This window comes from Moorella humiferrea (assembly GCF_039233145.1).
Taxonomy (GTDB): domain Bacteria; phylum Bacillota; class DSM-521; order Neomoorellales; family Neomoorellaceae; genus Neomoorella; species Neomoorella humiferrea.
In genome coordinates this window covers 1683969-1707584 of sequence record NZ_CP136419.1, presented here as the reverse complement: position 1 = coordinate 1707584, position 23616 = coordinate 1683969, and the positions used below count along the sequence as shown (strand labels likewise).

Annotated in this window: 23 protein-coding genes; 18 read left to right on the top strand and 5 right to left on the bottom strand. The window is 51.1% G+C overall.

Annotation, left to right across the window (positions count from 1 at the left end):
- Nucleotides 1-627 (top strand): tetratricopeptide repeat protein, encoded by a 627-nt coding sequence (locus tag MHFGQ_RS08905; protein ID WP_106005156.1) that lies wholly within the window; start codon nt 1-3, stop codon nt 625-627.
- On the opposite strand, the gene MHFGQ_RS08900 is transcribed toward MHFGQ_RS08905, so the two are convergent.
- The 4 genes from MHFGQ_RS08900 to MHFGQ_RS08885 all read right to left on the bottom strand — a co-directional run bounded on the left by MHFGQ_RS08900 (nt 539) and on the right by MHFGQ_RS08885 (nt 3796).
- Nucleotides 539-1723: a DVU0298 family protein gene (locus tag MHFGQ_RS08900; protein ID WP_106005155.1), complete on the bottom strand. Its 1185-nt coding sequence runs from the start codon at nt 1721-1723 to the stop codon at nt 539-541. The two genes, MHFGQ_RS08905 and MHFGQ_RS08900, sit on opposite strands and share 89 nt — an antisense overlap.
- Complete coding sequence (locus tag MHFGQ_RS08895) at nt 1723-1968, bottom strand: FmdB family zinc ribbon protein (RefSeq protein ID WP_106005154.1); 246 nt, start codon at nt 1966-1968, stop codon at nt 1723-1725. The genes MHFGQ_RS08900 and MHFGQ_RS08895 overlap by 1 nt, the downstream gene beginning before the upstream one ends.
- A gap of 67 nt (nt 1969-2035) precedes the next feature.
- Nucleotides 2036-2836 (bottom strand): c-type cytochrome biogenesis protein CcsB, encoded by an 801-nt coding sequence (gene ccsB / locus MHFGQ_RS08890; RefSeq protein ID WP_106005153.1) that lies wholly within the window; start codon nt 2834-2836, stop codon nt 2036-2038.
- Entirely contained in the window at nt 2837-3796 is a 960-nt protein-coding gene (locus MHFGQ_RS08885; RefSeq protein WP_170066230.1) for a cytochrome c biogenesis protein ResB, read from the bottom strand.
- A gap of 211 nt (nt 3797-4007) precedes the next feature.
- Between MHFGQ_RS08885 and MHFGQ_RS08880 the strand changes: the two genes are divergently transcribed.
- From MHFGQ_RS08880 to clcA, 15 genes are all read left to right on the top strand, one after another.
- Nucleotides 4008-4535, top strand: a complete 528-nt coding sequence (locus MHFGQ_RS08880; protein ID WP_106005151.1) for an RsbRD N-terminal domain-containing protein — start codon at nt 4008-4010, stop codon at nt 4533-4535.
- Nucleotides 4536-4552: 17 nt separating this feature from the next.
- Entirely contained in the window at nt 4553-6175 is a 1623-nt protein-coding gene (gene dsrK / locus MHFGQ_RS08875; protein ID WP_106005150.1) for a sulfate reduction electron transfer complex DsrMKJOP subunit DsrK, read from the top strand.
- Entirely contained in the window at nt 6162-6560 is a 399-nt protein-coding gene (gene dsrJ / locus MHFGQ_RS08870) for a sulfate reduction electron transfer complex DsrMKJOP subunit DsrJ (protein WP_211292876.1), read from the top strand. The genes dsrK and dsrJ overlap by 14 nt, the downstream gene beginning before the upstream one ends.
- A 3-nt stretch (nt 6561-6563) precedes the next feature.
- The gene (gene dsrO / locus MHFGQ_RS08865; protein ID WP_106005148.1) at nt 6564-7340 is read left to right on the top strand and encodes a sulfate reduction electron transfer complex DsrMKJOP subunit DsrO; all 777 of its coding nucleotides are present in this window, start codon (nt 6564-6566) and stop codon (nt 7338-7340) included.
- A gap of 43 nt (nt 7341-7383) precedes the next feature.
- Nucleotides 7384-8541: a sulfate reduction electron transfer complex DsrMKJOP subunit DsrP gene (dsrP, locus tag MHFGQ_RS08860; protein ID WP_106005147.1), complete on the top strand. Its 1158-nt coding sequence runs from the start codon at nt 7384-7386 to the stop codon at nt 8539-8541.
- Nucleotides 8542-8559: 18 nt separating this feature from the next.
- Nucleotides 8560-9552 (top strand): sulfate reduction electron transfer complex DsrMKJOP subunit DsrM, encoded by a 993-nt coding sequence (dsrM, locus tag MHFGQ_RS08855; RefSeq protein ID WP_106005146.1) that lies wholly within the window; start codon nt 8560-8562, stop codon nt 9550-9552.
- Nucleotides 9553-9697: 145 nt separating this feature from the next.
- Nucleotides 9698-10393 (top strand): GntR family transcriptional regulator, encoded by a 696-nt coding sequence (locus tag MHFGQ_RS08850; protein ID WP_106005145.1) that lies wholly within the window; start codon nt 9698-9700, stop codon nt 10391-10393.
- Between the two features lie 245 nt (nt 10394-10638).
- A complete protein-coding gene (locus MHFGQ_RS08845) occupies nt 10639-12843 on the top strand; it encodes a CDC48 family AAA ATPase (RefSeq protein ID WP_106005144.1) in 2205 nt (734 codons plus the stop codon).
- A gap of 88 nt (nt 12844-12931) precedes the next feature.
- Nucleotides 12932-13879, top strand: coding sequence for an oxalate oxidoreductase subunit delta (locus MHFGQ_RS08840; protein ID WP_106005143.1), 948 nt, complete (start codon nt 12932-12934; stop codon nt 13877-13879).
- Between the two features lie 21 nt (nt 13880-13900).
- Complete coding sequence (locus MHFGQ_RS08835) at nt 13901-15088, top strand: oxalate oxidoreductase subunit alpha (protein ID WP_106005142.1); 1188 nt, start codon at nt 13901-13903, stop codon at nt 15086-15088.
- Nucleotides 15089-15116: 28 nt separating this feature from the next.
- Nucleotides 15117-16058 carry an oxalate oxidoreductase subunit beta gene (locus MHFGQ_RS08830; RefSeq protein WP_106005141.1) on the top strand — a complete coding sequence of 314 codons (942 nt, stop codon included), beginning with the start codon at nt 15117-15119 and terminating at the stop codon, nt 16056-16058.
- Nucleotides 16059-16349: 291 nt separating this feature from the next.
- Nucleotides 16350-17960, top strand: coding sequence for an L-lactate permease (locus MHFGQ_RS08825; protein WP_106005140.1), 1611 nt, complete (start codon nt 16350-16352; stop codon nt 17958-17960).
- Between the two features lie 14 nt (nt 17961-17974).
- The gene (locus MHFGQ_RS08820; RefSeq protein ID WP_106005139.1) at nt 17975-18157 is read left to right on the top strand and encodes a hypothetical protein; all 183 of its coding nucleotides are present in this window, start codon (nt 17975-17977) and stop codon (nt 18155-18157) included.
- A gap of 67 nt (nt 18158-18224) precedes the next feature.
- Entirely contained in the window at nt 18225-19163 is a 939-nt protein-coding gene (locus MHFGQ_RS08815) for an NAD-dependent epimerase/dehydratase family protein (RefSeq protein WP_106005138.1), read from the top strand.
- A gap of 26 nt (nt 19164-19189) precedes the next feature.
- Complete coding sequence (gene clcA, locus MHFGQ_RS08810) at nt 19190-20839, top strand: H(+)/Cl(-) exchange transporter ClcA (RefSeq protein ID WP_170066229.1); 1650 nt, start codon at nt 19190-19192, stop codon at nt 20837-20839.
- 36 nt (nt 20840-20875) lie between these two features.
- On the opposite strand, the gene MHFGQ_RS08805 is transcribed toward clcA, so the two are convergent.
- Entirely contained in the window at nt 20876-21697 is an 822-nt protein-coding gene (locus MHFGQ_RS08805; RefSeq protein WP_106005137.1) for a patatin-like phospholipase family protein, read from the bottom strand.
- A 163-nt stretch (nt 21698-21860) separates the two neighbouring features.
- Between MHFGQ_RS08805 and MHFGQ_RS08800 the strand changes: the two genes are divergently transcribed.
- Together MHFGQ_RS08800 and MHFGQ_RS08795 are read left to right on the top strand one after the other, a co-directional pair.
- Nucleotides 21861-22505, top strand: a complete 645-nt coding sequence (locus MHFGQ_RS08800; protein ID WP_106005136.1) for a bifunctional 4-hydroxy-2-oxoglutarate aldolase/2-dehydro-3-deoxy-phosphogluconate aldolase — start codon at nt 21861-21863, stop codon at nt 22503-22505.
- A gap of 21 nt (nt 22506-22526) precedes the next feature.
- Nucleotides 22527-23549: a sugar kinase gene (locus MHFGQ_RS08795; protein WP_106005135.1), complete on the top strand. Its 1023-nt coding sequence runs from the start codon at nt 22527-22529 to the stop codon at nt 23547-23549.
- The last annotated feature ends 67 nt before the right edge of the window (nt 23550-23616 follow it).

The following is a 23616-nucleotide window of genomic DNA, read 5'->3' as shown; positions in this document are numbered from 1 at the left end:
ATGGCGGAACCTCGCGATTTTGAAGCCTTTATTGCCGAGCAAAAACGAATGCTGGCGGAAAATCCCGAATGCGCCACGGCCCTCTACAACCTGGGGGTTTCCTATATGCAGCAGGGCAAATGGGATGAGGCCATAGCCGCCTTTGAAGAAGCCATTGCCAACAGCGGCCGCATGTTTGAAGCTTATGTAAATTTAGGCTATATTTACTGGCAGCGGGGTGAGATGGAAAAGGTAATAGCCGCCAATAAAAAGGCCATCGCCATTGAACCGCGCTATGCCCGCGGTTACGCCAACCTGGGTTTTGCCTATTCCCAAATGGGGCGGACAGAGGAGGCCATTGCCAACTTGGAAAAGGCCATTGAACTTAACCCCAGAATGGTACAGGCATGGAACAACCTGGCCAATTGTTATCTGCAGCAGGGGGACGTCGACAGGGCCATCGCCACCGGCCAGAAAATGCTGGAAATAGCGCCCGACTTTGGCCTGGGCCACAACAACCTGGCCTATGCCTATTATTTAAAGGGGGACTTTGCCAGGGCTATTGCCCATGTCGATCGCGCCCTGGCCCTTGGTTTTGAGGTGCATCCGGATTTTCTTGAAAAACTGGCGCCCCACCGCAGGGATTAAAAACCTGCAGTTTGGCCAGGGCTGCAGAAGCCAGCTCACCTACCGTCGTGTATTGCAGGGAGCCGTTTGCGTACAGAACGACGGGATGGGCGTCAGTACGCAAAGCGAGGAGTTTATCCCTGGCGGCCGTCGTACCAAGGTTGCCCAGGAGCCGGGCGGCGTATCCCCGAGTTGCCGGATCGGCATCTTCAAGAAAGGGGAGGAAACGCAAAGCCGCCGGGCGGATGGGGTCGGGCCGTGCTTCCGCAATGGTGCCCAGGGCGCGTAATGTTTGGGAGCGGAGACCGGCATCGAGAAGTAGCTGGTACAGAAAGGGAATGTAACCGGCAAAGGTGTGGGGGAGATGGGCGATGATAGCACCGGCGGCATCTATTGCCCCCCATCCGCAGGCTCCGGGATCGGTAACGGCATTTAAAAGCCGTTGCAAGAGACCGGTGATAATTTGGGCATCACGGACGGCAATTACGGCCGCCGCTTTACCCAGTATATCGGCGGCCCGAAAGCGCATTAGAGCGTCACTGCTGTAGAGCAGCCGTTGCAGACGCCTGATTATTTGCAGATCGGTTCGGGCTATGTCCAACAACGCCTCTACACGAAATTCCCGCACCAGCTCTTCGATCTCTTTGTTGGTATATTTCCTTGCGGGCCGAGTGGCCTCAATAGTTCCCGCAAATCTTGCTTCTGGGGGTAAGGCCTGCGTCTTTTTTTGTCGCTTCCCGTTTAAAGTTACTTCGAGGATGTCGGGCTGCAGTTTAATAAAATAAAGGGCGCCGCTGACTTTTCTTCCTTCATAGAATCCCCCGGGTACTATTAGATGGGTATCAAAATCATATTTTTCAATCACTTTTTCTTGATAATCTTCTTCCGGTAAAAGCCCCCACGCCAGATCCCAATCCATGTTACAGCTATAGACCAGGGCTTCGATAAAGGCCGCTCCCAGGTTGTGGCCCGTTAGGTCGCATGCGTAGACGGCACCGCAGGGACAAGAGCCAACGGGCATTTCGTTGGGGCGGTGGACGGTCTGCTCCTTAGGCCTGGCGATGGGTAAGCCGCAGAAGGGGCAGGTGGGTGTCAGGGTAAGTGGGCGATCTGCCATTAATCTTCCGGACCGGGGATGTCCAGGGTCATGCAGCTGGTGCCGGGGCTGCAAGATTTAGTGGTTAGGGTCGGTTTCTTTACGCCTGCACCCGAGCGGCTGATAAAATTAACACGGCTGATTACCCTTTCCAGAGATTGGGAACGGCAAGCGGGGCATTCAAGGTCAACCTTTTCTTGATAGCTGGCAAAATGCCTTTCAAAAAGTTTACCACAGGCTAAACAGCGAAATTCATAAATAGGCACGCTATTTCCTCCCCGGAATAACTGTTATTATTGTAACAATCTCCGCCCCTTGACGTCAACAGCACGTTTAAATATAGCTGTGTACGCCGGGAAGGAGGAGTGAAACGCCAAAAAGGGTAAACAGAACTGCCAGGAAGCCTACGACGGCCATAATAGCCGCCCTTCTACCCCGCCACCCGTGGGTTTTGCGGGCGTGGAGATAGGCGGCATAAATCAACCAGGTTATCAACGCCCAGGTTTCCTTTGGGTCCCAACCCCACCACCGGCCCCATACCTCCTCGGCCCAAATGGCTCCCGTGATCAGCACCAGGGTCATAAAGAAAAATCCTATAGCTACCACGCGGTAAAGGAGATTGTCGATTTTAGCCTGAGGGAGGGCGGTTTCTCCCAGACCTGTAAATCCCTTTTCTTTTAGGATGTAGATAAGCCCCAGGCAGAAGGATAAAGCGAAGGCGCCGTAGGCAATGACGGCCGTAAAAACATGAATTTGCAGCCAAATGCTCTGCAGGGCCGGTAAAAGGGGCCGTGGGTCGGAAATTAAGGAGCGGCTGAAGGAAAGGATGAAGGTCGCCAGGAGGGTTATGATAACCATCGCCATTTCCGATTTGATAAACCTAAAGGAAATAAAATGGGACAGCAATATACCCCACGTAAACAGAAGGGAAAATTCATATAAGTTGGCGAAGGGGAGCCTTCCGGCGGCGACGCTGCGCATTATTAAAGCTGCGGTCATGGTAACAAAGGCCAGGAATAGGAAGGCGTGGATCGAGTAAGAAAGAAGTTTATTTAACCGCCACAGGGAAAAAAGGCCCAATAAAACGGCCGCTATTAAGAAAATATAAGTTATAAAGAGTAAACTGCCTTCCATTTATTTATCCACTCCCTGTCTTTTTTCAGGGCTTAAGTATCTTAAAATCAGCCCCACCAGAAGGACGATAAAACCGACGTAAAGCACACCAATGCCGGGATCCTTTTTTAACGTCAAACCACTGTAATAACGATAGTCGAAAAAGGTAACTGCATATCCGCCGACATTTTTTGTCTCCTTTTCCGCCAGTATTTCCCGGGCCAGTACTTGTTGCTCCCGGAAAAGGGTGACGATCAATTGAGGGTTGCTGGGCAGGGGCGAGGACGGATGTATCCCATCGGGAATAAAGTAAAAAACAAGTCTTTCGTTCTTATTGGGGTCGACGACAAAGGCCCGGCCGCTTTTTAGATCGAAGGGCTGCCAATTGTCCTTTACTAAGACTTGTCCCCGGACCAGCCAGCCGTAGCTGGTTTGATAAATTTTCAGGTCACCGACCTTTAAGGGCCGGTTCACCATGATTTCTCGGGCAAATTCGTCGCCTTTGGCCGTGATGAAGGAGATGGCGCTGATATATTGTTTAGGCTGCATGTTTTCGTAATATTCTATTCTGAAACCCTTTAACTGAAGACTATAGCCCGGGAAACCGTAGGCGCCGAGATCAATGACGTCTCCGTTACCGATTTCGATATAATTGGAGCGCCCCAGCAGGCCGGAAATAAAGGCTCCGGCGAGAATTACCAGGATGCTCAAGTGCAGGATTATGGAGCCCCATCCCTGCAGGCCGGGCACCTTTTTAATCCGCTTTATGGAGCAGGTTAAAAGGTTGACGGTCAAAAGGGCGCCTGTGACAATGAACCACCAGCTTCGGTATACATGATCGAGGCCGATAAAAGTTATTATCCTTCCAGAAAGTGCGCCGTAGTAGGCCTGGTAAAACTGCGGCGGTTGAGCCTGGGGAACCAAGCTTCCTAAGGATGCCATTCCGCCCAATATGAGCAGCAACAAAAGGCCAAGTTTCATGGACGATAATCCTGAAAAGAACGAGGGTTTGCGGCTTTCAGTAGGCATGGAATCACCTCAGTTAAAACGAGTATACAATACCTGCGGTAAGGCGGTCAACTTGAGGTAAAAATATTTACGCCGACGGCAGGAATTTTGAGAGAAATAGCGAACTAAATTTATAAATATCAAAAGAAGTACTGTGATTAACGAAGGGTTACAGGAGGATTTTGTGAAAGGCGGCAGAAACGCTATGGCACCAGAAGGCATGGCGGTTTTACGCAACAGGAAAAGGGAAATTGTGCAAAAATGGTATCAAGCAGTTTTAGCCTCTTACCCGGCGGAAACGGCGCGCTTTTTACGGGAAGAAAAGGATCCCTTTGCCAACCCCGTGGGGAATACGATTTATGAAGGATTGACGGAGCTTTACGAGGCAGTTGTGGGAGAAATAGAGGGTGAAAGGTTAAAAGCCTGTCTCGATGAAATTATAAGAATCCGGGCAGTCCAGGAATTTTTGCCTTCCCAGGCCCTTGCCTTTATATTCCAGTTGAAACCCATCCTGGAGGAGGAGCTGCATGCCTATTCCGGTAAAAACGATGCATTAAAGGAATTGGAGGCGCGTCTGGAAACGGTAGCCCTCCTTGCCTTTGACGTTTATATGCAGTGTCGGGAACAGTTGTGGAAAATACGGGTAGAGGAGTTTAAAAACAGGACGGCCAGGTTGCTACAAAGGGCAAACCTGAATATAAGTTTACCTTAAGGTGAGAAGGTGGGAAAATGGCCTCGTTACCAAAACCTGAGGAGCTATTAAAAATTAATTACACCCCCCCGCGAACGGGATGGATGGACACCCCCGTGAATTTCCGGCGCGGGACTTATCTTTACGGCGCCAAGCCCAAAAATTTGGAAGCCGTCGGCCTTCCCAACCCCAGGGAATGGGCACCGGAAGACGAGGACTGGAAGCTCCCCGAGAACTGGCGGGAGATCATCCTGGAAGGCCTTAGGGAACGCCTGGGACGCTTTCGATCTTTACAGATTTTTATGGATGCCTGCGTGCGCTGTGGTGCCTGTGCCGACAAATGCCATTTCTTCATTGGAACAGGCGATCCCAAAAATATGCCGGTTTTAAGGGCCGAACTCCTCCGCTCGGTTTACCGTAAGGATTTTACCACCGCCGGAAAGCTCTTGGGCAAACTTTTTGGCGCCAGGGAACTGACTATAGATGTTCTCAAGGAATGGTATTATTATTACTTCCAGTGTACCGAATGCCGGCGTTGTTCCATTTTTTGCCCCTTTGGCATCGACACTGCGGAAATTACCATGATCGCCCGGGAACTCTTAAATCTGGTCGGCTGCAACATCGACTGGATTGCCGCACCGGTGGCCAACTGTTACCGTACCGGAAACCACGTCGGCATAGAACCCCACGCCTTTAAAGATATGGTGGAGTTTTGTGTCGACGAAATTGAAAATATTACCGGCATCAGGGTGGAACCGACCTTCAACCGTAAGGGGGCCGAAATCCTTTTCATCGCGCCGTCGGGCGACGTTTTCGCCGATCCTGGTACTTACACTTTGATGGGATACCTCATGCTCTTCCATGAAATCGGCCTTGATTACACCTTCAGCACCTACGCCTCCGAAGGCGGCAATTTCGGCATGTTCACTTCCCATGAAATGATGAAAAGGCTTAATGCCAAAATGTATGCCGAAGCGAAGAGGCTGGGGGTCAAATGGATACTGGGTGGTGAATGTGGCCACATGTGGCGGGTCATCAACCAGTACATGGACACGATGAATGGTCCGGCCGATTTTCTGGAAGAACCGGTGTCACCCATAACCGGCACCAAGTTTGAGAATGCCAAATCGACAAAAATGGTGCATATAGTCGAATTTACGGCCGACCTTATTCGGCATAACAAAATCAAGCTGGATCCCAGCCGCAACGACCATTTAAAGGTAACCTTCCATGATTCTTGCAACCCCGCCCGGGCCATGGGCCTTTTTGAGGAACCACGCTATATCATCAAAAACGTCTGCCGCAACTTTTATGAGATGCCGGAAAACACCATCCGTGAACAAACCTTCTGCTGCGGCAGCGGGGCCGGCCTGAATTCCGACGAGTACATGGAGATGCGGATGCGCGGCGGGTTTCCCCGGGCCAATGCGGTTAAATACGTACGTGACAAATACGGCGTAAACCTTTTAGCTTGCATCTGCGCCGTCGATCGCGCCGTCTTCCCGGCCCTTATGAGCTATTGGGTGCCAGGGGTTGAAGTGGCCGGCGTCCACGAATTGGTCGGCAACGCCCTGGTAATGACCGGAGAAAAGCCAAGGGAAACGAGTCTGCGGGGGGAACCTTTGCCTCTAACGGAAAAGGAGGAGAATGGCGGTGAATGATTTTCGTTACATCCTCACCGGTTTAATCGTCTTTGTGGTGCTGGTGACCCTGCCCTTTTGGGCCAGGGCGGGGAAGGCGGCTTCCCTGCCAACCCCCAGCCTTGATACGCCGGCAATACAGGCTTTGCCTCAAAAAGAGTGCATAGAAGATACGGAATATATGCGGGCCAACCACATGAAGCTGCTGGAAGACTGGCGCAACCAGGTGGTTAGAGACGGCAACAGGACCTATGTTGCCAGCAACGGTAAAGTTTACGAGATGAGCCTGGAGAAAACGTGTTTTCAATGCCATTCCAACAAGGCCGAGTTTTGCGATCAGTGTCATAACTATCTGGACGTCCAACCCGATTGCTGGACCTGCCATATTGAACCGAAGGGGATATAAGCCATGAAGACGAGCAGGAGAAATTTCATAAAAGCAGGCGGCGTCCTGCTGGTGGGGCTTACCATCTGGCCCGCAGTTAAAACCTTTGCCGGGGGCAATAATGACTTAAAAATTGCCCCGGGGGCAGACGCGGATAAAAAATGGGGTTTAGTCATCGATATGAAGAAATGCTGGCCCCGATATCAAGAAGGATGCCGGCAGTGCTTCGCGGCTTGCCAGAAGGCCCACAACATACCGGCCATTCCCAATAAAGAAGAAGAAATTAAATGGATTTGGACAGAACCCTTTGTCAACGCCTTTCCTGAACAGGAAAATGAATACATTACCGCCGGTATTAAAGATAAACCCTTTATTGTCCTCTGCAACCATTGCGAAAACCCGCCCTGCGTAAGGGTCTGCCCCACAAAGGCTACCTTTAAACGTCAGGACGGCATTGTCATGATGGATTATCACCGCTGCATCGGTTGTCGATATTGCATGGCCGCCTGTCCTTATGGCGCCAGGAGCTTTAATTTTTGCGATCCGCGGCCGTATATAAAGGAACCGAATGCCGACTTCCCCACCCGGGAAAAGGGCGTGGTGGAAAAATGCAATTTCTGTGTCGAGAGAATAGATAGGGGTGAGACGCCGGCGTGCGTTGCCGCGTGCCCCGGCGGAGCCCTTATTTTTGGCGATCTCAATGATCCAGGTTCAGAGGTAAGAAGGATACTGGCTGAACGCTATACCATCCGGCGCAAACCGGAACTTGGGACCCACCCCAGTGTCTTTTACCTCATATAAACAAGTAAAGTGGTGAAAAAACTGAGGTGGAGGAAGTAAGAATATGCTGGTCAAGGCGATAACTGGAAGCAAAAAATATTGGGCATGGCTCATCTTTCTATTGCTTATAATCGGAAGCGGATTTAGCTGTTACCTCTGGCAGCTAAATAAGGGCCTAACCATTACGGGCTTAAGCAGGGACGTTTCCTGGGGGCTTTACATCAGCCAGTTCACATTTCTCGTAGGTGTGGCGGCATCGGCGGTTATGGTAGTACTGCCCTACTACCTGCACAACGTCAAAGATTTCGGCAGAATTACCGTACTGGGAGAATTCTTGGCCGTTGCCGCCCTGATTATGTGCCTGTTGTTTGTAATAGTTGACGTCGGTAAACCTATGCGCATTCTTAATATGATTTTTTATCCCACCCCCCGTTCCATGTTTTTCTGGGATATGATCGCTTTAAACGGCTACCTCCTTTTAAATATCATCGCCGGCTGGCACGCCCTGGAAGCGGAGTATAAAGACGTTCCGCCTCCAGCATGGACGAAAATATTAGTTTACATTTCCATTCCGTGGGCGGTCAGCATCCATACGGTCACGGCTTTCCTCTACGCCGGCCTGCCGGGCAGGCACTACTGGCTGACGGCCATTATGGCGGCCCGTTTCCTGGCGTCGGCCTTTGCTTCCGGACCCGCCCTACTAATTCTTTTGTGTTACATCATCAGGCGTTTCAGCCGCTTCGATCCCGGCCGCGAAGCCATACAGAAGCTGGCGGCCATAGTGACCTATGCCACCATAGTAAGCGCCTTTTTCATCGGGCTAGAATTCTTTACCGCCTTTTACAGCCAGGTACCTGCCCATGGTATATACACCCTAAAATACCTCTTCGTCGGGCTGGAAGGGCACGGCAGGCTGGTGCCGTTCATGTGGACCTTCGTTCTCCTGATCATTGCAGCTTTAGTTATTTTACTAAATTCGTCTACTCGCAGAAAGGATGGGCTGCTCCAGCTGGCCTGCGCGGCGGTCTTTATCGCCATGTGGATCGAAAAAGGAATAGGTTTAGTTATCGGTGGTTTCATACCCAACCCCTTTGAAAGGGTCGTGGAGTACGTACCTACTTTACCGGAAATTATGATAGCCTTGGGCGTATGGGCGGTGGGCCTTCTGGTGCTTACTCTACTTTATAAAATTGCCGTCAGCGTCAAGGAAAAAGCGGCATAAGGAAAAGAGGGAAAAGGGATGGGTTTGGCATTCTCCTTTTTCATGGTCGTCATCTTTATAGCCCTGGTCGTTTTAGGCGTGGAAGTTGCAGGCCTGCAGTACCTTTTTGGGATTATAGTTCCTTATATAGCCTTCGCGATTTTTTTGCTGGGGATGGCCTATCGGATACTGAAGTGGGCACGAGCGCCTGTGCCCTTTAGAATTCCGACGACGGCAGGCCAGCAGAAGTCCCTGCCGTGGATAAAGGCCAGTCCTTTGGAAAACCCCTCAAGCACTGCCGGCGTCATCGGCAGGATGGCCCTGGAGGTGCTATTCTTCCGTTCTCTCCTGCGCAACACGCGGATGGAAATGCACAAAGGGCCACGGCTGGCCTATCACTGGGAGAAATGGCTCTGGCTGGGGGGCCTCACGTTTCACTGGTCACTTGTGGTGATCCTTCTGCGCCATCTACGCTATTTTACTGAACCGGTACCAGCCTTTGTATCATGGCTGGAGGGCGTCGACGGCTTCTTCCGCATAGGTCTGCAGGGTCTCTATATTACCGATGTATTGATTTTGGTGGGCATTACCTATCTCTTCCTTAGGCGGGTTATTATACCCCAGGTGCGTTACATCTCCCTCCCTGCCGATTATTTCCCCCTCTTTTTGCTCATGGGAATAGCAGGGACGGGCGTACTCATGCGTTACTTTTACCGGATTGATGTTATGGCCGTGAAGGAGCTGGCCATGGGCCTTATAACCTTCCATCCAATCATACCGGCCAATGTAGGCGTGTTGTTTTACGTCCACCTGTTTTTAGTATGCGTTTTGGGGATTTATTTCCCCTTCAGCAAGCTGGTCCATATGGGCGGTATTTTCCTGAGCCCGACAAGAAATCTACCCAATGACAGTCGGGCCCGCAGACATATCAATCCCTGGAACTATCCGGTGAAGGTTCACACCTACGAGGAATACGAAGAGGAATTTCGCGATAAGATGAAAATGGCCGGCTTACCTGTAGAAAAGCCCTGAAAATAAAGGGGTGTAAGGAAATTCCCTTGCACCCCTTGTATTTTATTAAAATATATGTTAATTTTTTGTTAAGGTATCCCATATACCAAAGAAGGGAGCGTCATCAATTAAACTAAACAATTGAAAGAGCGAGGTGGCACTTTATATGGAAAGCATCCTTGAACCAATTGATCTGCAGAATTACCAACCCGTGCGTCAGGAAGCCTATAACGCCCTGCGGGAAGCCATCCTCACCGGCCGCCTTGAACCGGGAACCCGTCTGGTGGAAAGGAAAATTGCCAAACAGCTGGGGGTAAGCCGGACACCGGTTCGGGAGGCTATTCGCAAGCTGGAGCTGGAAGGGCTGGTGGAGCATCTCCCGCGGCGGGGAGTGGTGGTTGCCCGCATGTCTGTGCGGGAGGCCTGGGAAGTTTACAGTATTCGGGCCGTTTTAGAGGGCCTGGCCGCCCGGCTGGCGGCAGAGAGAATCAATCCAATGCAATTAAAGAAGTTAAACGAGCTGGTGAGCGCCATGGAAAAGGCCTGCGATGAGGAGGATTATGTCAAACTACAGGAATTGCATCTAGAGTTTAACAGCATCATTTGCAAAGCTGCTGAAAGCCCACGCCTGCATCAGATGATTGACAACCTGGTAGATTATATAGTTGGATTTACAAAAATCGGCTACAGCGTTCCCGGGCGCACACGGGCCGCCACCAGGGAACACAGGGAGTTATTAGAAGCCCTCATGAACGGCGACGGCGAAAAGGCAGAAAAAATAGCCCGGCAGCATATAGAAAACTCCCGCCAGGCGTATTTTATGCAGCTGGCATTAAGGGATCAAAAAAATACCAATATTTAACGTAAAAGAATTTTACAACCAGCAGGAGTCTCCAAAGAAACGTCGAATAATTTAAAACGAAACCAAAAGGTATACCAAAAAGAACTTATAATCAAAACGCTTTACCTCCCAAAGTTCTATAAAATTCGACATATATTTAGTAATGACGGTGTTGCAAGAGGTTCTATTCAGCTTCCTGAAAGCATACCGTATACCATAAAAAAGGCATACCGTATACCAGAATAAAAGAACGGCGAGGGAAGCATATGCCGGTGGAAGGTATTAAACTCCGGGTTTCAGAGGGCATGGTGGAAGACGCCCGCAAAGGTATAGTCAGGGTGTTATCTGATGTAATGGAAGTATTGGAACTTCAGCCCAACGATGTAGTGGCCATAACCGGTAAAAGAACGACGGTGGCGCGGGTTATGCCTGCCTTTCAAAATGTCTGCCCGCCCGGGAATATCCAAATGGATGGAATAGTAAGGCAAAATGCCGGTGTCGGTATCGGCGAAGGCGTTACCGTTGTTAAACAGGAATGGCAGCCCGCACGTACGGTCATTCTGGCACCGGTTCTTCCGGGTTGGACACTGCCCGGAGAACACGAAATAGTTTATTTGAAAAAACACTTAATCGGCCGTCCGGTAGTGCCCGGCGATCAGGTGACCATTCCTCAATTTACCGGCGGTGATGAAGCTTTTACTGTAGAAGGGGTGGCCCCCAAAGGTGCAGTAGTCATTACGCGCGACACCGCCGTCCGTTTTAAAGGCGGTGAAGACACGGAAAGGCGGGGCCAGCGGGTTACTTATGAAGATATCGGCGGGCTGGCCAAAGAAGTACAGCGTGTTCGTGAAATAATAGAATTGCCTTTAAAATACCCGCAGCTGTTTCACCGGTTGGGCGTAGAAGCACCTAAAGGAATCTTGATGTACGGCGCGCCTGGTACGGGTAAAACCCTTATCGCCCGCGCTGTTGCTTCGGAAACTGACGCCCACTTCATCCACGTCAACGGCCCGGAAATAATGCATAAATACTACGGTGAGAGTGAAGCCCGTCTGCGGCAGGTTTTCGATGAGGCCAGGAAAAAGGCGCCGAGCATTATTTTCCTGGACGAGATCGATGCCATAGCCCCCCGCCGGGCCGACGTCCACGGCGATGTCGAAAAGCGTGTCGTTGCGCAGTTGTTAGCCTTAATGGACGGTCTGGAGTCCCGGGGCAATGTTATCGTAATTGCCGCCACCAATATTCCCGATTTAGTAGATCCTGCACTGCGGCGGCCGGGACGTTTTGACCGCGAAATCGCTATCAACGCCCCCGATCAGCGCGGCAGGAGGGAGATTTTGCAGATCCACACCCGGGGCATGTCCCTTGCTCCCGATGTTTCCCTTGATCGTTTGGCGGCTATTACCCACGGTTTTGTAGGTGCCGATCTGGCTGCTCTCTGCCGGGAAGCCGGTATGTATGCCCTCCGCCGTGGATTGGCCAATTATCAATTAAGTGAAGGTTTTGTTGACGACGATCTGCAGTTAAAAGTTACGATGCGCGACTTCCTGGATGCCCTGGCGGAAATAGAACCGTCGGCCACCCGCGAATTTGCCATGGAACTGCCGACTACCGGTTGGGACGACGTCGGCGGATTGAAAGATATTAAAGAACGCCTGCAAGCAATGGTCCAGTGGCCTTTACAGTACCCCGATCTTTTCCGCAAATTTGATCTACCAGCCCCTAAGGGTATACTCCTTTCTGGACCGCCGGGAACGGGCAAAACCCTGGTCGCCAGGGCACTGGCCCGGGAAAGCGGGATCAACTTTATTCCTGTTAACAGTTCCCTCCTCTTTTCCCACTGGTGGGGGGAGGCGGAAAAAACCTTACATGAAATTTTCCGTAAGGCGCGACAAGCCTCTCCCTGCCTGCTATTTTTTGACGAAATAGATGCTCTTCTACCTGCGCGCAGAAGCGGCGAAGGAAGTAATATGGGCAGCCGCCTGGTATCCCAGTTTTTAATGGAAATGGACGGGCTGGAAGATCTGCGCGAAGTAATCGTCCTGGGAGCAACCAATAGAATAGATATCTTAGATCCGGCGGTTTTGCGCCCGGGACGCTTTGATCAAATTCTCGAATTTCCCTACCCGGATCAAGAAGCGCGCAAAGAGATCTTTGCAATATATCTCCGTTCACGTCCGGTGGAACGAGGCGTAAATTTGGACCACTTGGCCCGGGCGGCCGAAGGCCTTGTAGGTTCGGAGATTGAGGCTGTGTGTAAAAGGGCGGCGCTGTTGGCCGTCGCCGAAATTGTGAAACATAATGGAGAAATTGAAGGAAACAACGGCGCTATTAAAGCCCGTCATTTAGAACAGGCCCTGGCGGAAATCCAGCAAGAAAAGGAGCAGTCAAGGATCGGGGCGGACAATGTGCCCAACCGTCCCGTCCGCAATAATGTTGTTTCTGGTGCAATAAGCCGAATGGGGAGGTGATATAAAAAGCGTAATACCAATAAAATACCATGGAATACGCTGGTTAAAATCAAGGGACTTTGAAAAGGCGAGAAAGGAGGAACGTCACTTGTCCACCCATGAACTTTTTGCCGAGCCCAATTTAATTCAGATTACAGTATGGGCCCGCGGCGTCGTGATGAATAAGGACGCCCGCGACATCGTGGTAGCGTTAACTGAAGCCGCCGCCAAAGAAGGTAAATATGTACAGGCATGGGAAAATTACGTCGACCTTCCCGACCGCATATACGTTCCCGTTCGCGCGTATGCCCGTATAAGCAGCGATCCTATTGAAAGCAAATATGTATACGAAAACGAAAACCCCGACATCGTCGTCGTTGTAGAAGAAACACTGGTGAAAGGCGTTCCTATTCTGAAAGGCATTAAGCCTGGAAGCACTTTGGTGGTAAATACCAGGCGCAGCATCGACACCATCTTGGAATTTTTGGGCGACACCGGCAATCTAGCCAAGATCGTGACTGTGGATGCCAACAGCATGGCCGAAGCGGTAATGACTTTATCGGGTGCTGAAGGCGCCACCGACGCCACTGGTATCGGTGCCGGGATTGCAGCGCCCATCGCCGGCGCCGTAGTCAAAGCGACCGGTATTGTTGACATTGAAAACCTATCGTCCGTCGTTAAAAATCCCACAGCCATGCGCCGGGGTTATGAAGAAGCCCAGATAAGGGAGCTGCCGGCCCATGAAGTAGTAGAAGAAGTAGCTGTAACGGCCAGGGAGCTCTTGAAGCAAATGCCCTTTGCCGGAACCGTTCCTTCGCCCCAGGTTGAAAATGAAGGGATGGTTACTGGTAACTGGCGCATCCAGCGACCCGTCCTCAACCAGGAAGCTTGTACCCAGTGTTGGACCTGCTGGATTTCTTGTCCCGATTCCTGCATTACCATGACCGACGATGGGCCGACCTTTAATCTCAAATATTGCAAGGGTTGCGGCCTGTGCACGGCGGTATGTCCCAGCGGTGCCATATCCAGGGTACCCGAATTAGATTTTAAAAATTAATCTTTTCAGGAGGTGAATAAAATGGGTAAGGTAAGAAATATTTCGGGATGTGTGGCAGTTGCCCACGGCGTTCGCCTGGCTGACGTTGACGTAATTTGTTCCTACCCCATCCGGCCATATACAGGCATCATGTCGGAATTGGCTCGTATGGTTGCCGATGGAGAACTTGATGCCGAATTCATCCACGGTGAAGGTGAGCACGCCCAGCTGAGCGTTGTTTACGGCGCTTCGGCAGCGGGAGCACGGGTATTTACCGGTAGTTCCGGTGTGGGTGTTACCTATGCCTTCGAAGTCTATTCTCCAATTTCCGGCGAGAGGTTGCCGGTGCAGATGGCCATCGCCGACCGCACCTTGGATCCTCCGGGTGACTTTGGTGAAGAACATACCGACGCGGAGTGCTGCCGGGATCAAGGATGGATCCAAGGATGGGCCTCTACACCCCAGGAAGCCCTGGACAACACCCTTATTTACTACCGGGTAGGGGAAGACCCACGGGTGCTGCTGCCTCAGTACGCCTGTCTCGACGGTTATTTCGTCAGTCATATCTTGGGACGCGTCGATATCCCCGATGAGGCCCAGGTAAAGGAATTTCTGCCGCCTTATAAGAACCATCATGTTTTAGATCCCAGGAATCCTCAGATCATCGGACCTCAAATTGAACCGGCCATGGGTCCGCCGCTACAATATCAGCGCTACCAGGCCGTTAAAAACGTACACAAAGTTTTAGAAGAAGCCTGCGATGATTTCGCCCGTATTTTTGGCCGTCGTTACGATCCTTATATTGATGAATATTTGACCGATGATGCTGAAATCATTATGTTTGGCCAGGGTGCCCACATGGAAACGGCCAAGGCCGTGGCCCGGCGCCTGCGCAACCTGGGCGAAAAGGTCGGCGTGGCAAGGCTGAGGACCTTCCGGCCCTTCCCAACGGAACAAATAAGGGAACGTCTGTCGCGCTTTAAGGCTATAGGCGTTCTTGACGTATCGGCCAACTTCGGCATCTCCTGCAGCGGCGGCGTGCTCCTGTCGGAACTCAGGGCAGCCCTGTACGACTACGGCGATAAAGTCAAGACTGTAGGCTTTGTAGCCGGACTGGGCGGCGAAGTCGTAACCCACGACGAATTCTACCGTATGTACCAGAAGCTGAAGGAAATTGCCAAGACAGGCAAGGTTGAACAAACCGCCTACTGGATCCCCTTTGAATTATAACGTTGACCTGGAAGGAGGGAAATATCTAATGCTGGAAAGGATTACATCTTTAAAAAAGGCTCCCGTTGAAGAGTATTATGTCCCCGGTCACCGGACATGCGCTGGCTGCGGTCCGGCCCTGACCTATCGTCTCGTAGCCAAAGCAGCCGGTCCCAACACCATCTTTATTGGGCCTACCGGTTGTATGTACGTGGCCAACACAAGCTACGGCTGTGGCCCCTGGCGGGTACCATGGATCCACGCCCAGATTACCAACGGCGGTGCTGTAGCTTCCGGTATTGAAGCAGCCTTTAAAGCCATGATCCGCAAGAAAAAGACCGACGCCGAATTCCCCAACATTATCGTCATGGCCGGCGACGGCGGCGCTGTGGACATCGGTTTGCAGGCCCTTTCCGCCATGCTCTACCGTGGTCATGACGTTCTCTTCATCTGTTACGACAACGAATCTTACGCCAATACCGGTATCCAGACGTCGCCAACTACGCCTTACGGCGCCCATACTACCTTTACACCGCCGGGGCCGGTAGTTCCTGAAGGTAAAAAACTATTCCCGAAGGATAACCCCAAGGTTATTGCCCACGGCCATCCGGAATTGAAGTACGTGGCCACAGCGTCTATCGGGTGGCCAGTAGATCTCATGAACAAAGTACGTAAAGGTTTGAATCAAGAGGGCCCGGCCTACATCCATATTCACGCCCCCTGTCCCAAGGGCTGGCAGTTCCCGGCCGACAAGACCATTGAAATGGCCAAACTGGCAGTACAAACGGGCATGTTCCAGCTCTACGAATATGAGAACGGCGAATACAAACTGTCGGTGAAAATCGACAAACGTAAGCCCGTCAGCGAATATTTGAAGATGCAGGGACGCTTCAGTCACTTAAAACCCGAACATATCGCCAAGATGCAAGCCTTCGTCGACGCCAGGTGCGCCGAAGTTGGTATTACGGTACCCGCAGTGGCAGGTGCTTAAAGAAGATATTATCCCGGTGTCCCATTTTACGGGACACCGGGATAATTCAAACGAGGTCGACACCAACGGAATTGCAGAAACGTTTATATATCTACAGAGCTAAATTTAGACAAATTATAAGTCAATAAATATAGCTATAATAATATCGAACATTATGGCCGCGGATGTCAGAGATATCTTCCTTGCTGCACGTAAAGAACACAATTTACCGACACCAGGAGTTATATCACCAATAAGAGCAGCCACACGTTGGTGCCCCCGTTAAAAAAATAAACCAAGGGGGAAGGAAGAATGGAAATCCCGGTCAATTTTTTTACATGGATTCTGGCTTTAACGCCAATTTTAGTTATTTTAATACTTATGGTAGGTTATAAATGGAGCGCGGCTAAAGCTGGGCCTGTTTCGTGGTTTGTGGCGCTAATTGTCAGTATTGCCGTATTTAAGGCCGATTTCAAACTACTTGCCTTTTCTAATGCCAAAGGCATGGTTATGGCTTTTTATGTGTTATACATCATCTGGGGTGCATTATTTATTTATCATGTAGTTGATGAGGTCGGCGGCATTGAAACTATAGGGGCTACTTTTATGCATATGACCCGCAATCGTGTCTTCCAGCTCATGATGATCGGCGTCGCTTTTGTAACTTTCCTTCAGGGCGTTGCTGGTTTCGGTGTACCAGTGGCCGTTGGCGCACCCCTATTAGCCAGTTTGGGATTCGATCCAGTCATCGCCGTCGCCGTACCGTTAATCGGCCATTCCTGGTCGGTAACCTTTGGCGATATGGCTTCGTCCTTTGCTTCTATCCAGAAAGCAACGGGATTGAACGGCGCTGATCTGGCGCCATGGGCGGCAACTTTCACCGGTCTTGCCGGGCTTTTCGGCGCCTTTTTTGCAGTTCATTGTTTCGGTGGATTTAAGGCCATAAAACAAAACTGGCTGGGTATCTTCATAATTGCCTTGTCCATGTCCATTACCCAATTTTTAGTCGCTTTATGGGAACCGACGCTGGCGACCTTTATTGCCGGTATTGTTGGCATGATTGTAACTGCTGTTATCGCCAAGCTGCCAATGTACAATACGCCTGAAATGCAGTATGCAGGAGAAGCGGCAACTACCGCAGAAGCGCCGGTAGGAAAAACGGTAACAGCTAAAATGGGTTTTAATTTGGCTTTTGCCGCTTATTATGCATTGATAATCATAGTTGCGGCTGTAGAATTTATTTCACCTTTAAGCCACTTTTTGAAGCGTTTACCCACTTTAGTCCTAAAATTTGACAAGTATGCTACTGGATACAATTGGGTAACTCAGGCTGGTAGTTCAACTTCTGTAGCCCTGTTTGGACATCCCGGCGCTTTGCTAATTTATGCCGGAATTGTCGGGATTATTATTTACGCTGCTGCGGGTGTTTGGAAAGGTGAACACCTGGGCAAAGTTCTCAACAAAGTTGTCAAAGATGGTGTTAATTCCAGTATAGCCACTACTTCCATGGTATTAATGGCTTTTATGATGGTAGAGTCAGGAATGACCTTCACCCTGGCCAAAGGTGTAGCTAATACATTGGGGATGATCTATCCGATTCTAACTCCCTTGGTGGGTGTGCTGGGAGCCTTTATGACCGGAAGCAATACCAACTCCAATGTAATGTTTGGCGCCTTCCAGACACAGGTGGCCAAACTCCTGGGAGTTAGCACTTTGATTATGGCTGCTGCCCAAACTGCAGGGGGTTCCATAGGCAGTATGCTGGCACCGGCGAAAGTTATTGTCGGTACTTCAACTATGGGACTAACGGGTCGAGAAGGTGAAGTTATTGGTAAGACTCTAAAATATTGTGTAATTCTAGCCCTGCTTTTGGGCATTTTAGCCTGGTTAATGCTCTTTATCTTCTTCCGCCACATTTACTAAGGGAGTGAGAAAACATGGCAGAAACCAAAGCGAGTGCCAAAAAAAGCAAAAAATTATGGTGGAACAGTACCTCACTGCTATTAATGCTTCTGGCACCGCCTGTGTTGTTGTATCCAGGTGCAAAGGGTAACCCGGGGTTAGAAATCTTAGGTTATATAATCCTGATAGGAGCGATGTTAATACCTTTGTTAAATTAAAATATTTAATCGGGCGATATTTAAATATCGCCCGATTAAATATTATCTAAAATAGGAGGAAAGCACCATGCAAATTCTAGTGGCCGGAGGCGCGGGCGATGTCGGGCGCTACCTGGTCCAGGATTTATGCTATCACGGGCATCATGTGCGGGTTCTGGACCGAGCCTTAAGTTTTCTTGATGTTCTTGCCGGAGGACAGGTAAATCTTTATGGCGGCGATCTGCGGGATAGAAACCTGGTGGCCAAGGCAGTAGAAGGTGTCGAGGCGGTTATCCACCTTGCCTGGAGTTTCAGTGACGAGCCCATGGACGTTTTTGGTGGTGACCTGGTCGGTCATATAAATTTATTGGAAGAATCCATTAAAGCAGGGGTCGGCCACTTTATCTATACCAGTACGGCTACCGTTTATGGGAGGGCTACTACCCGCCCGGTAAAAGAAGACCACCCATGCCTTATTGAAGAAGCCCGTAAACCCCTTTATGCTTTGGGAAAGTTTGCGGCTGAAAAATTGTGCCATCACTATTTTCGGGAACGAGGACTGCCGATCACAATTTTTCGCTTCTGGTGGGCATTCGGCGAGGAAATAGGAGGTCGGCATCTGCGTAACCTGGTACGGACTGCCCTGCGCGGCGAAACTATTCAGGTGCCGGCCGGGGCGGGCGGTACTTTTGTGAGCATGGCCGATCTGGCCCGGGCCTGCCGCCTGGCTATAAGCACAAAAGATTCAGCAGGACAGATATATAACCTGGGAAGTCTTTATTTGACCTGGGAAGAAATAACCGGCATGCTAGTGCAAATGGCGGGTTCCTCTTCAGAAGTACAGATAATTTCTGCAGATGAATGGACGGGACCGGCCTTTTTAAACGAAGTATGGGACCTCAGCTGGGAAAAGGCCGCCCGGGAGCTGAATTACCGGCCAAACGACACCGGAGAAAGGGGGCGACAGGCCTTTAGCAAGGCCTTGATTGCCTGTATTAACAAAGTTAGAGAAAAGGAGGGCGGCTAATTTAGAAAGGGAGGGTAAAAATTTATGTGAAGGAGTGGTATAATGGAAAGGAACGGAATGGGCATGTGGAGGCAAGGGAAAAAGTGCGCAACGAAATCGCCTTGGTTAAAAAACATTCTCTATATGATAATCTGGCCATAACACGGTATGACTATTATTTACGTTTCCTTCTTAAAGGGATTTTATCGGGCATAGTTGCCGGAATGGTAGGCGTGGCCTTCCGTCTTGTGCTGACGGAAGGGGATATGTGGCGCAACGGCCTTTTAACTTGGGCGCGAAGCGTACCCCTTTGGGGATGGCTGGTCTTACCATGGTTGGGGGCCGTTGCCGGGGCTTTTGCCGGTTGGTTGACGGGTTTGGCGCCAGAAGCTGCCGGAAGTGGTATACCCCACGTAGAAGCGGTACTTATAGGTCGAAGGGAGTTAGTATGGTGGCGGGTAATCCCGGTAAAATTTATAGCCGGGGCCCTGGCTATTGGAGCGGGACTTTCCCTGGGCCGGGAGGGGCCGACGGTACAAATGGGTGCTGCCGCCGGCCAATTGATAAGCAAATATTGCAGTCGTTCTAAAACGGAAGCACTAAATTTAATTGCCTGCGGCGCAGGGGCCGGCCTGGCGGCGGCCTTTAACGCCCCCCTGGCAGGGGTAATTTTCGTCTTGGAAGAACTGCGGCGCAATTTTTCACCATACGTACTCGGTGGGGCTTTCGCTGCCAGCATTACCGCCGATCTAATATCCCAGAAAATTCTCGGTCCCCTTCCTACCTTTCGTTTAAAGGAATTGCTGCCCGTCCCTTTAAATACACTACCGCTATTTGTGATATTGGGGATTTTGACGGGAATATTTGGCGTTTTGTTTAATCGTACCCTTAAAGGATCCCTTGCTGCGGCGGACCGGCTAAAATTGCCCCGATGGTTAAAGGCCGCTGTACTGGCTTTCATGGCGGGTATCGTTGGCTATTTTTTACCCCAGGTCCTTGGCGGCGGACATCAGCTGGCGGAAGAAGTACTCTGGGGCCGTGTCCCGGTGAATATTATTCCCCTTCTCTTTGTCGTTAAGTTTTTGCTAACTATGTTCAGTTACAGCGTTGGCGTACCGGGCGGCATCTTTCTGCCTCTTCTGGTTCTTGGGGCTTTATTAGGCTCTCTGGTGGGTCAAGTGGGCGGCCTTTTTGTTCCTTGGTACCAAGGACTAGGCCCTGCTTTCGCCGTTGTCGGCATGGCCTCTTACTTTGTAGCCATAGTTCGTTCACCTCTTACCGGTATCGTTCTTATCATTGAAATGACAGGCAGCTACCAACATATATTACCTTTACTTTTAACTTGTATGATTTCTTATTTGGTCGCTGAGGCCCTGGGATGTTTGCCGGTTTATGAAATGCTGTTGGAAAGGGATTTGGCAAAGGAAGAAGGAAAAAGCCTTGCGACAGAAAGTAAAGAGATGGTGGCCTTTGAAGTCGCCGTGGAAAGTATGGCCCGGGCCTGTGGCCTTCGGGTTAAAGACCTAAATTTACCCGATGATTGTTTGGTGGTTGCCATACGCAGGGGGAGCAGGGAACTTATACCCCGGGGCAATACCAAGCTTATTGAAGGCGATCATATAACGGTCATCGCACCGGAATATAAGGCGGCAGCGATAAACGAAGCCCTGATTAAAGCCACTCGTTGCAGGATTTAAACTAATAGAGCCGGCCTTTTACGTGAGCCGGCTTTTTTATTGCCCGAGCAGGCGGCGGATTTGGGGCAAATTGTTCCTCGTTTCTTCAACACCTGCGGCTATTAAATTGGCGAATTGGCCGACGTCCCAGGAGGCGACGGGTTTTTTAATGGGTTTAATAACCAGATCGGCATAGAGCCGGAGGGTAAGGGAAGTATTTCGCCGGCCGATAATTTCCAGACACTGAAGGAGAACTTCCCCGACATGCCGGAAATTGCGCCGGGGACTATCGCAGTCGAGATCGACGGCCACTACTATGTCGGCCCCCAGGTAGCGGGCAATATCGACCGGTACATTATCGGTCAGGCCGCCGTCGACCAATAGACGGGAGCCGATTTTATAGGGCGCAAAAAGGCCGGGGATGGAGATACTGGCCCGCACCGCCTGCCAGGCAGGCACGTCGCCGCCAATTACAATATCAGAAGGTAAAGGTTTAATCGGTCTGACAGCAGTATAGACTACTGTTTCACCGCTATTTAAATCGCAGGCTACGGCAGCCGTAAGTGGCTGGAGTTCTGAAAGTAGGCGGTTACCCAGGGCGCGTTTCAGCATTATTTCAACGGTACCGCCGTTAATCAACCCCAAGGGTAATCCGGTAAAGCGGTAGTTTTCAAATGTAAATATGTTGGCGAGGGGGAGGTTACCCATGGCAGTTACGGCGGGCAGCAGGCCCGCACCATAAAGGGCGGCGGCAATTGAACCGGCGCTGGTGCCGACGACGATGTCGGGTCTAATATTGTTTTCCTCCAGTACGCGTAAAACCCCCAGGTGGGCGGCACCCTTCAAGCCCCCTCCACCCAGGGCGAGGCCAAAACGCATATAGAAAACCTCCTCGCAAAATCCTGCAGAGTATTGTATGCTGAGAAGCCGTGTTTAGTGCCACAAAAAAGATTTAATTGATGCGGCAGGATTTCAATTTACCGCGGCGAATATTTATTATTGTAAACCATTGTTTCATAATATGAACCGGAGGTGGGTCGGTATGCAGAAGCTAAAGGTAATGCAGCGAATTATCGACTGTGGAATTGTGGCCGTAGTTCGCGCGGAAAACCCGGAACAGGCCATAAAGATTGCTGAAGCGGTAAAAGCGGGGGGAGTGGAGGCCATCGAGATCACCCTTACCGTACCGGGAGCCCTAGACGTTATTAAGGAACTGGCGGCGACGTATCGCCGGGGAGAGATTCTTATAGGCGCCGGGACGGTTCTGGATGCCGTTACGGCCAGGATGGCGATATTAGCCGGGGCCGAATTCCTTGTCAGCCCCTGTCTGGACGTGGAGATGGTGAAGACCTGCAATCGCTACCAGAAGGTCTGCATGGCAGGTGCCATGTCCGTTCGCGAAATAGTTGAAGTAATGGAAGCTGGCAGCGACTTCGTCAAACTATTCCCGGGCAGCGCCTTCGGGCCGGAAATGGTAAAAGCCATTAAAGGGCCCTTGCCCCAGGCGCCGATTATTCCTACCGGCGGAGTGAGCTTGGAAAACGTAGGCCAATGGATCAAAGCCGGCTGTGAAGCAGTAGGGGTCGGCGGTGAACTGACCAAAGGGGCCAAAACCGGCGACTACCAACTGGTAGAAGAAACGGCTCGTCAGTTCGTAGCCGCCATCCGGGCTGCCCGGCGCAATTAAATATAGAAGGGAGTTTTTCGTGTGGCAAAAGTAGTTACCTTCGGCGAGATTATGCTGCGCCTGTCGACACCGGGTTATCAGCGCATCGTCCAGGCGGATTCCTTTGACGTTACTTACGGCGGGGGGGAGGCTAACGTCGCCTGCTCCCTGGCCAATTACGGTGCGGAAGCCGTTTTCGTCACCAAAGTTCCGGCCAATCCCCTGGGTCAGGCGGCCGTCAACCACCTGCGCCGTTATGGAGTGGACACCACCCATATCCTCCGGGGCGGCGAGCGCTTGGGGATCTATTTCCTGGAAACCGGTGCCTCCCAGCGACCTTCAAAGGTGGTCTATGACCGTAAATACGCCAGCATTGCCGGGGTGCAGCCGGGCGAATTTGACTGGGCGGGGATTTTTTCCGGTGCTTCCTGGTTCCACTTTACCGGGATTACCCCCGCTTTAGGAGAAAATGTGGCCGCCGTCACCCTGGAAGCCGCCCGGACGGCGAAAGAGATGGGCCTCACCGTGAGCTGCGATCTCAATTACCGCAAGAACCTGTGGGCGCCGGAGAAGGCTCGGGAAACCATGACGCAATTAATGGATTATGTCGATATTGCCATCGGCAACGAAGAAGACGCGGAAAAGGTTTTCGGCATAAAAGCGGCAGCCTCGGACGTTACCAAAGGAGAAATCAACGAAGAAGGTTACCGGCAGGTGGCCCGGGAGCTGTTAACTCGCTTCAACCTCCAGAAGGTCGCCATAACCCTAAGGGAGAGCTTCTCCGCCTTCGACAACGGCTGGTCGGCCCTTCTCTATGACGGCCGGGAATTTTATCGCTCGCGGCGCTATCAGATCCATATCGTCGATCGTGTCGGCGGTGGCGACGCCTTTGCGGGCGGTTTAATATACGCCCTCACTGAAGGCTTCGGTCCGGGGGAAGCCCTGGAATTTGCCGTGGCCGCCTCCTGTCTGAAACATACCATCCCCGGCGACTTCAACCATGTTACCAAGGAGGAAGTAATGACCCTCATGCGCGGCGACGCCTCCGGCAGGGTGCAGCGGTGAGCAGAAATCCCTGGAGTTTTTAAAGCTCCAGGGTATGTTTTAATTTTATTTAGCTTTCAGGGGAGGA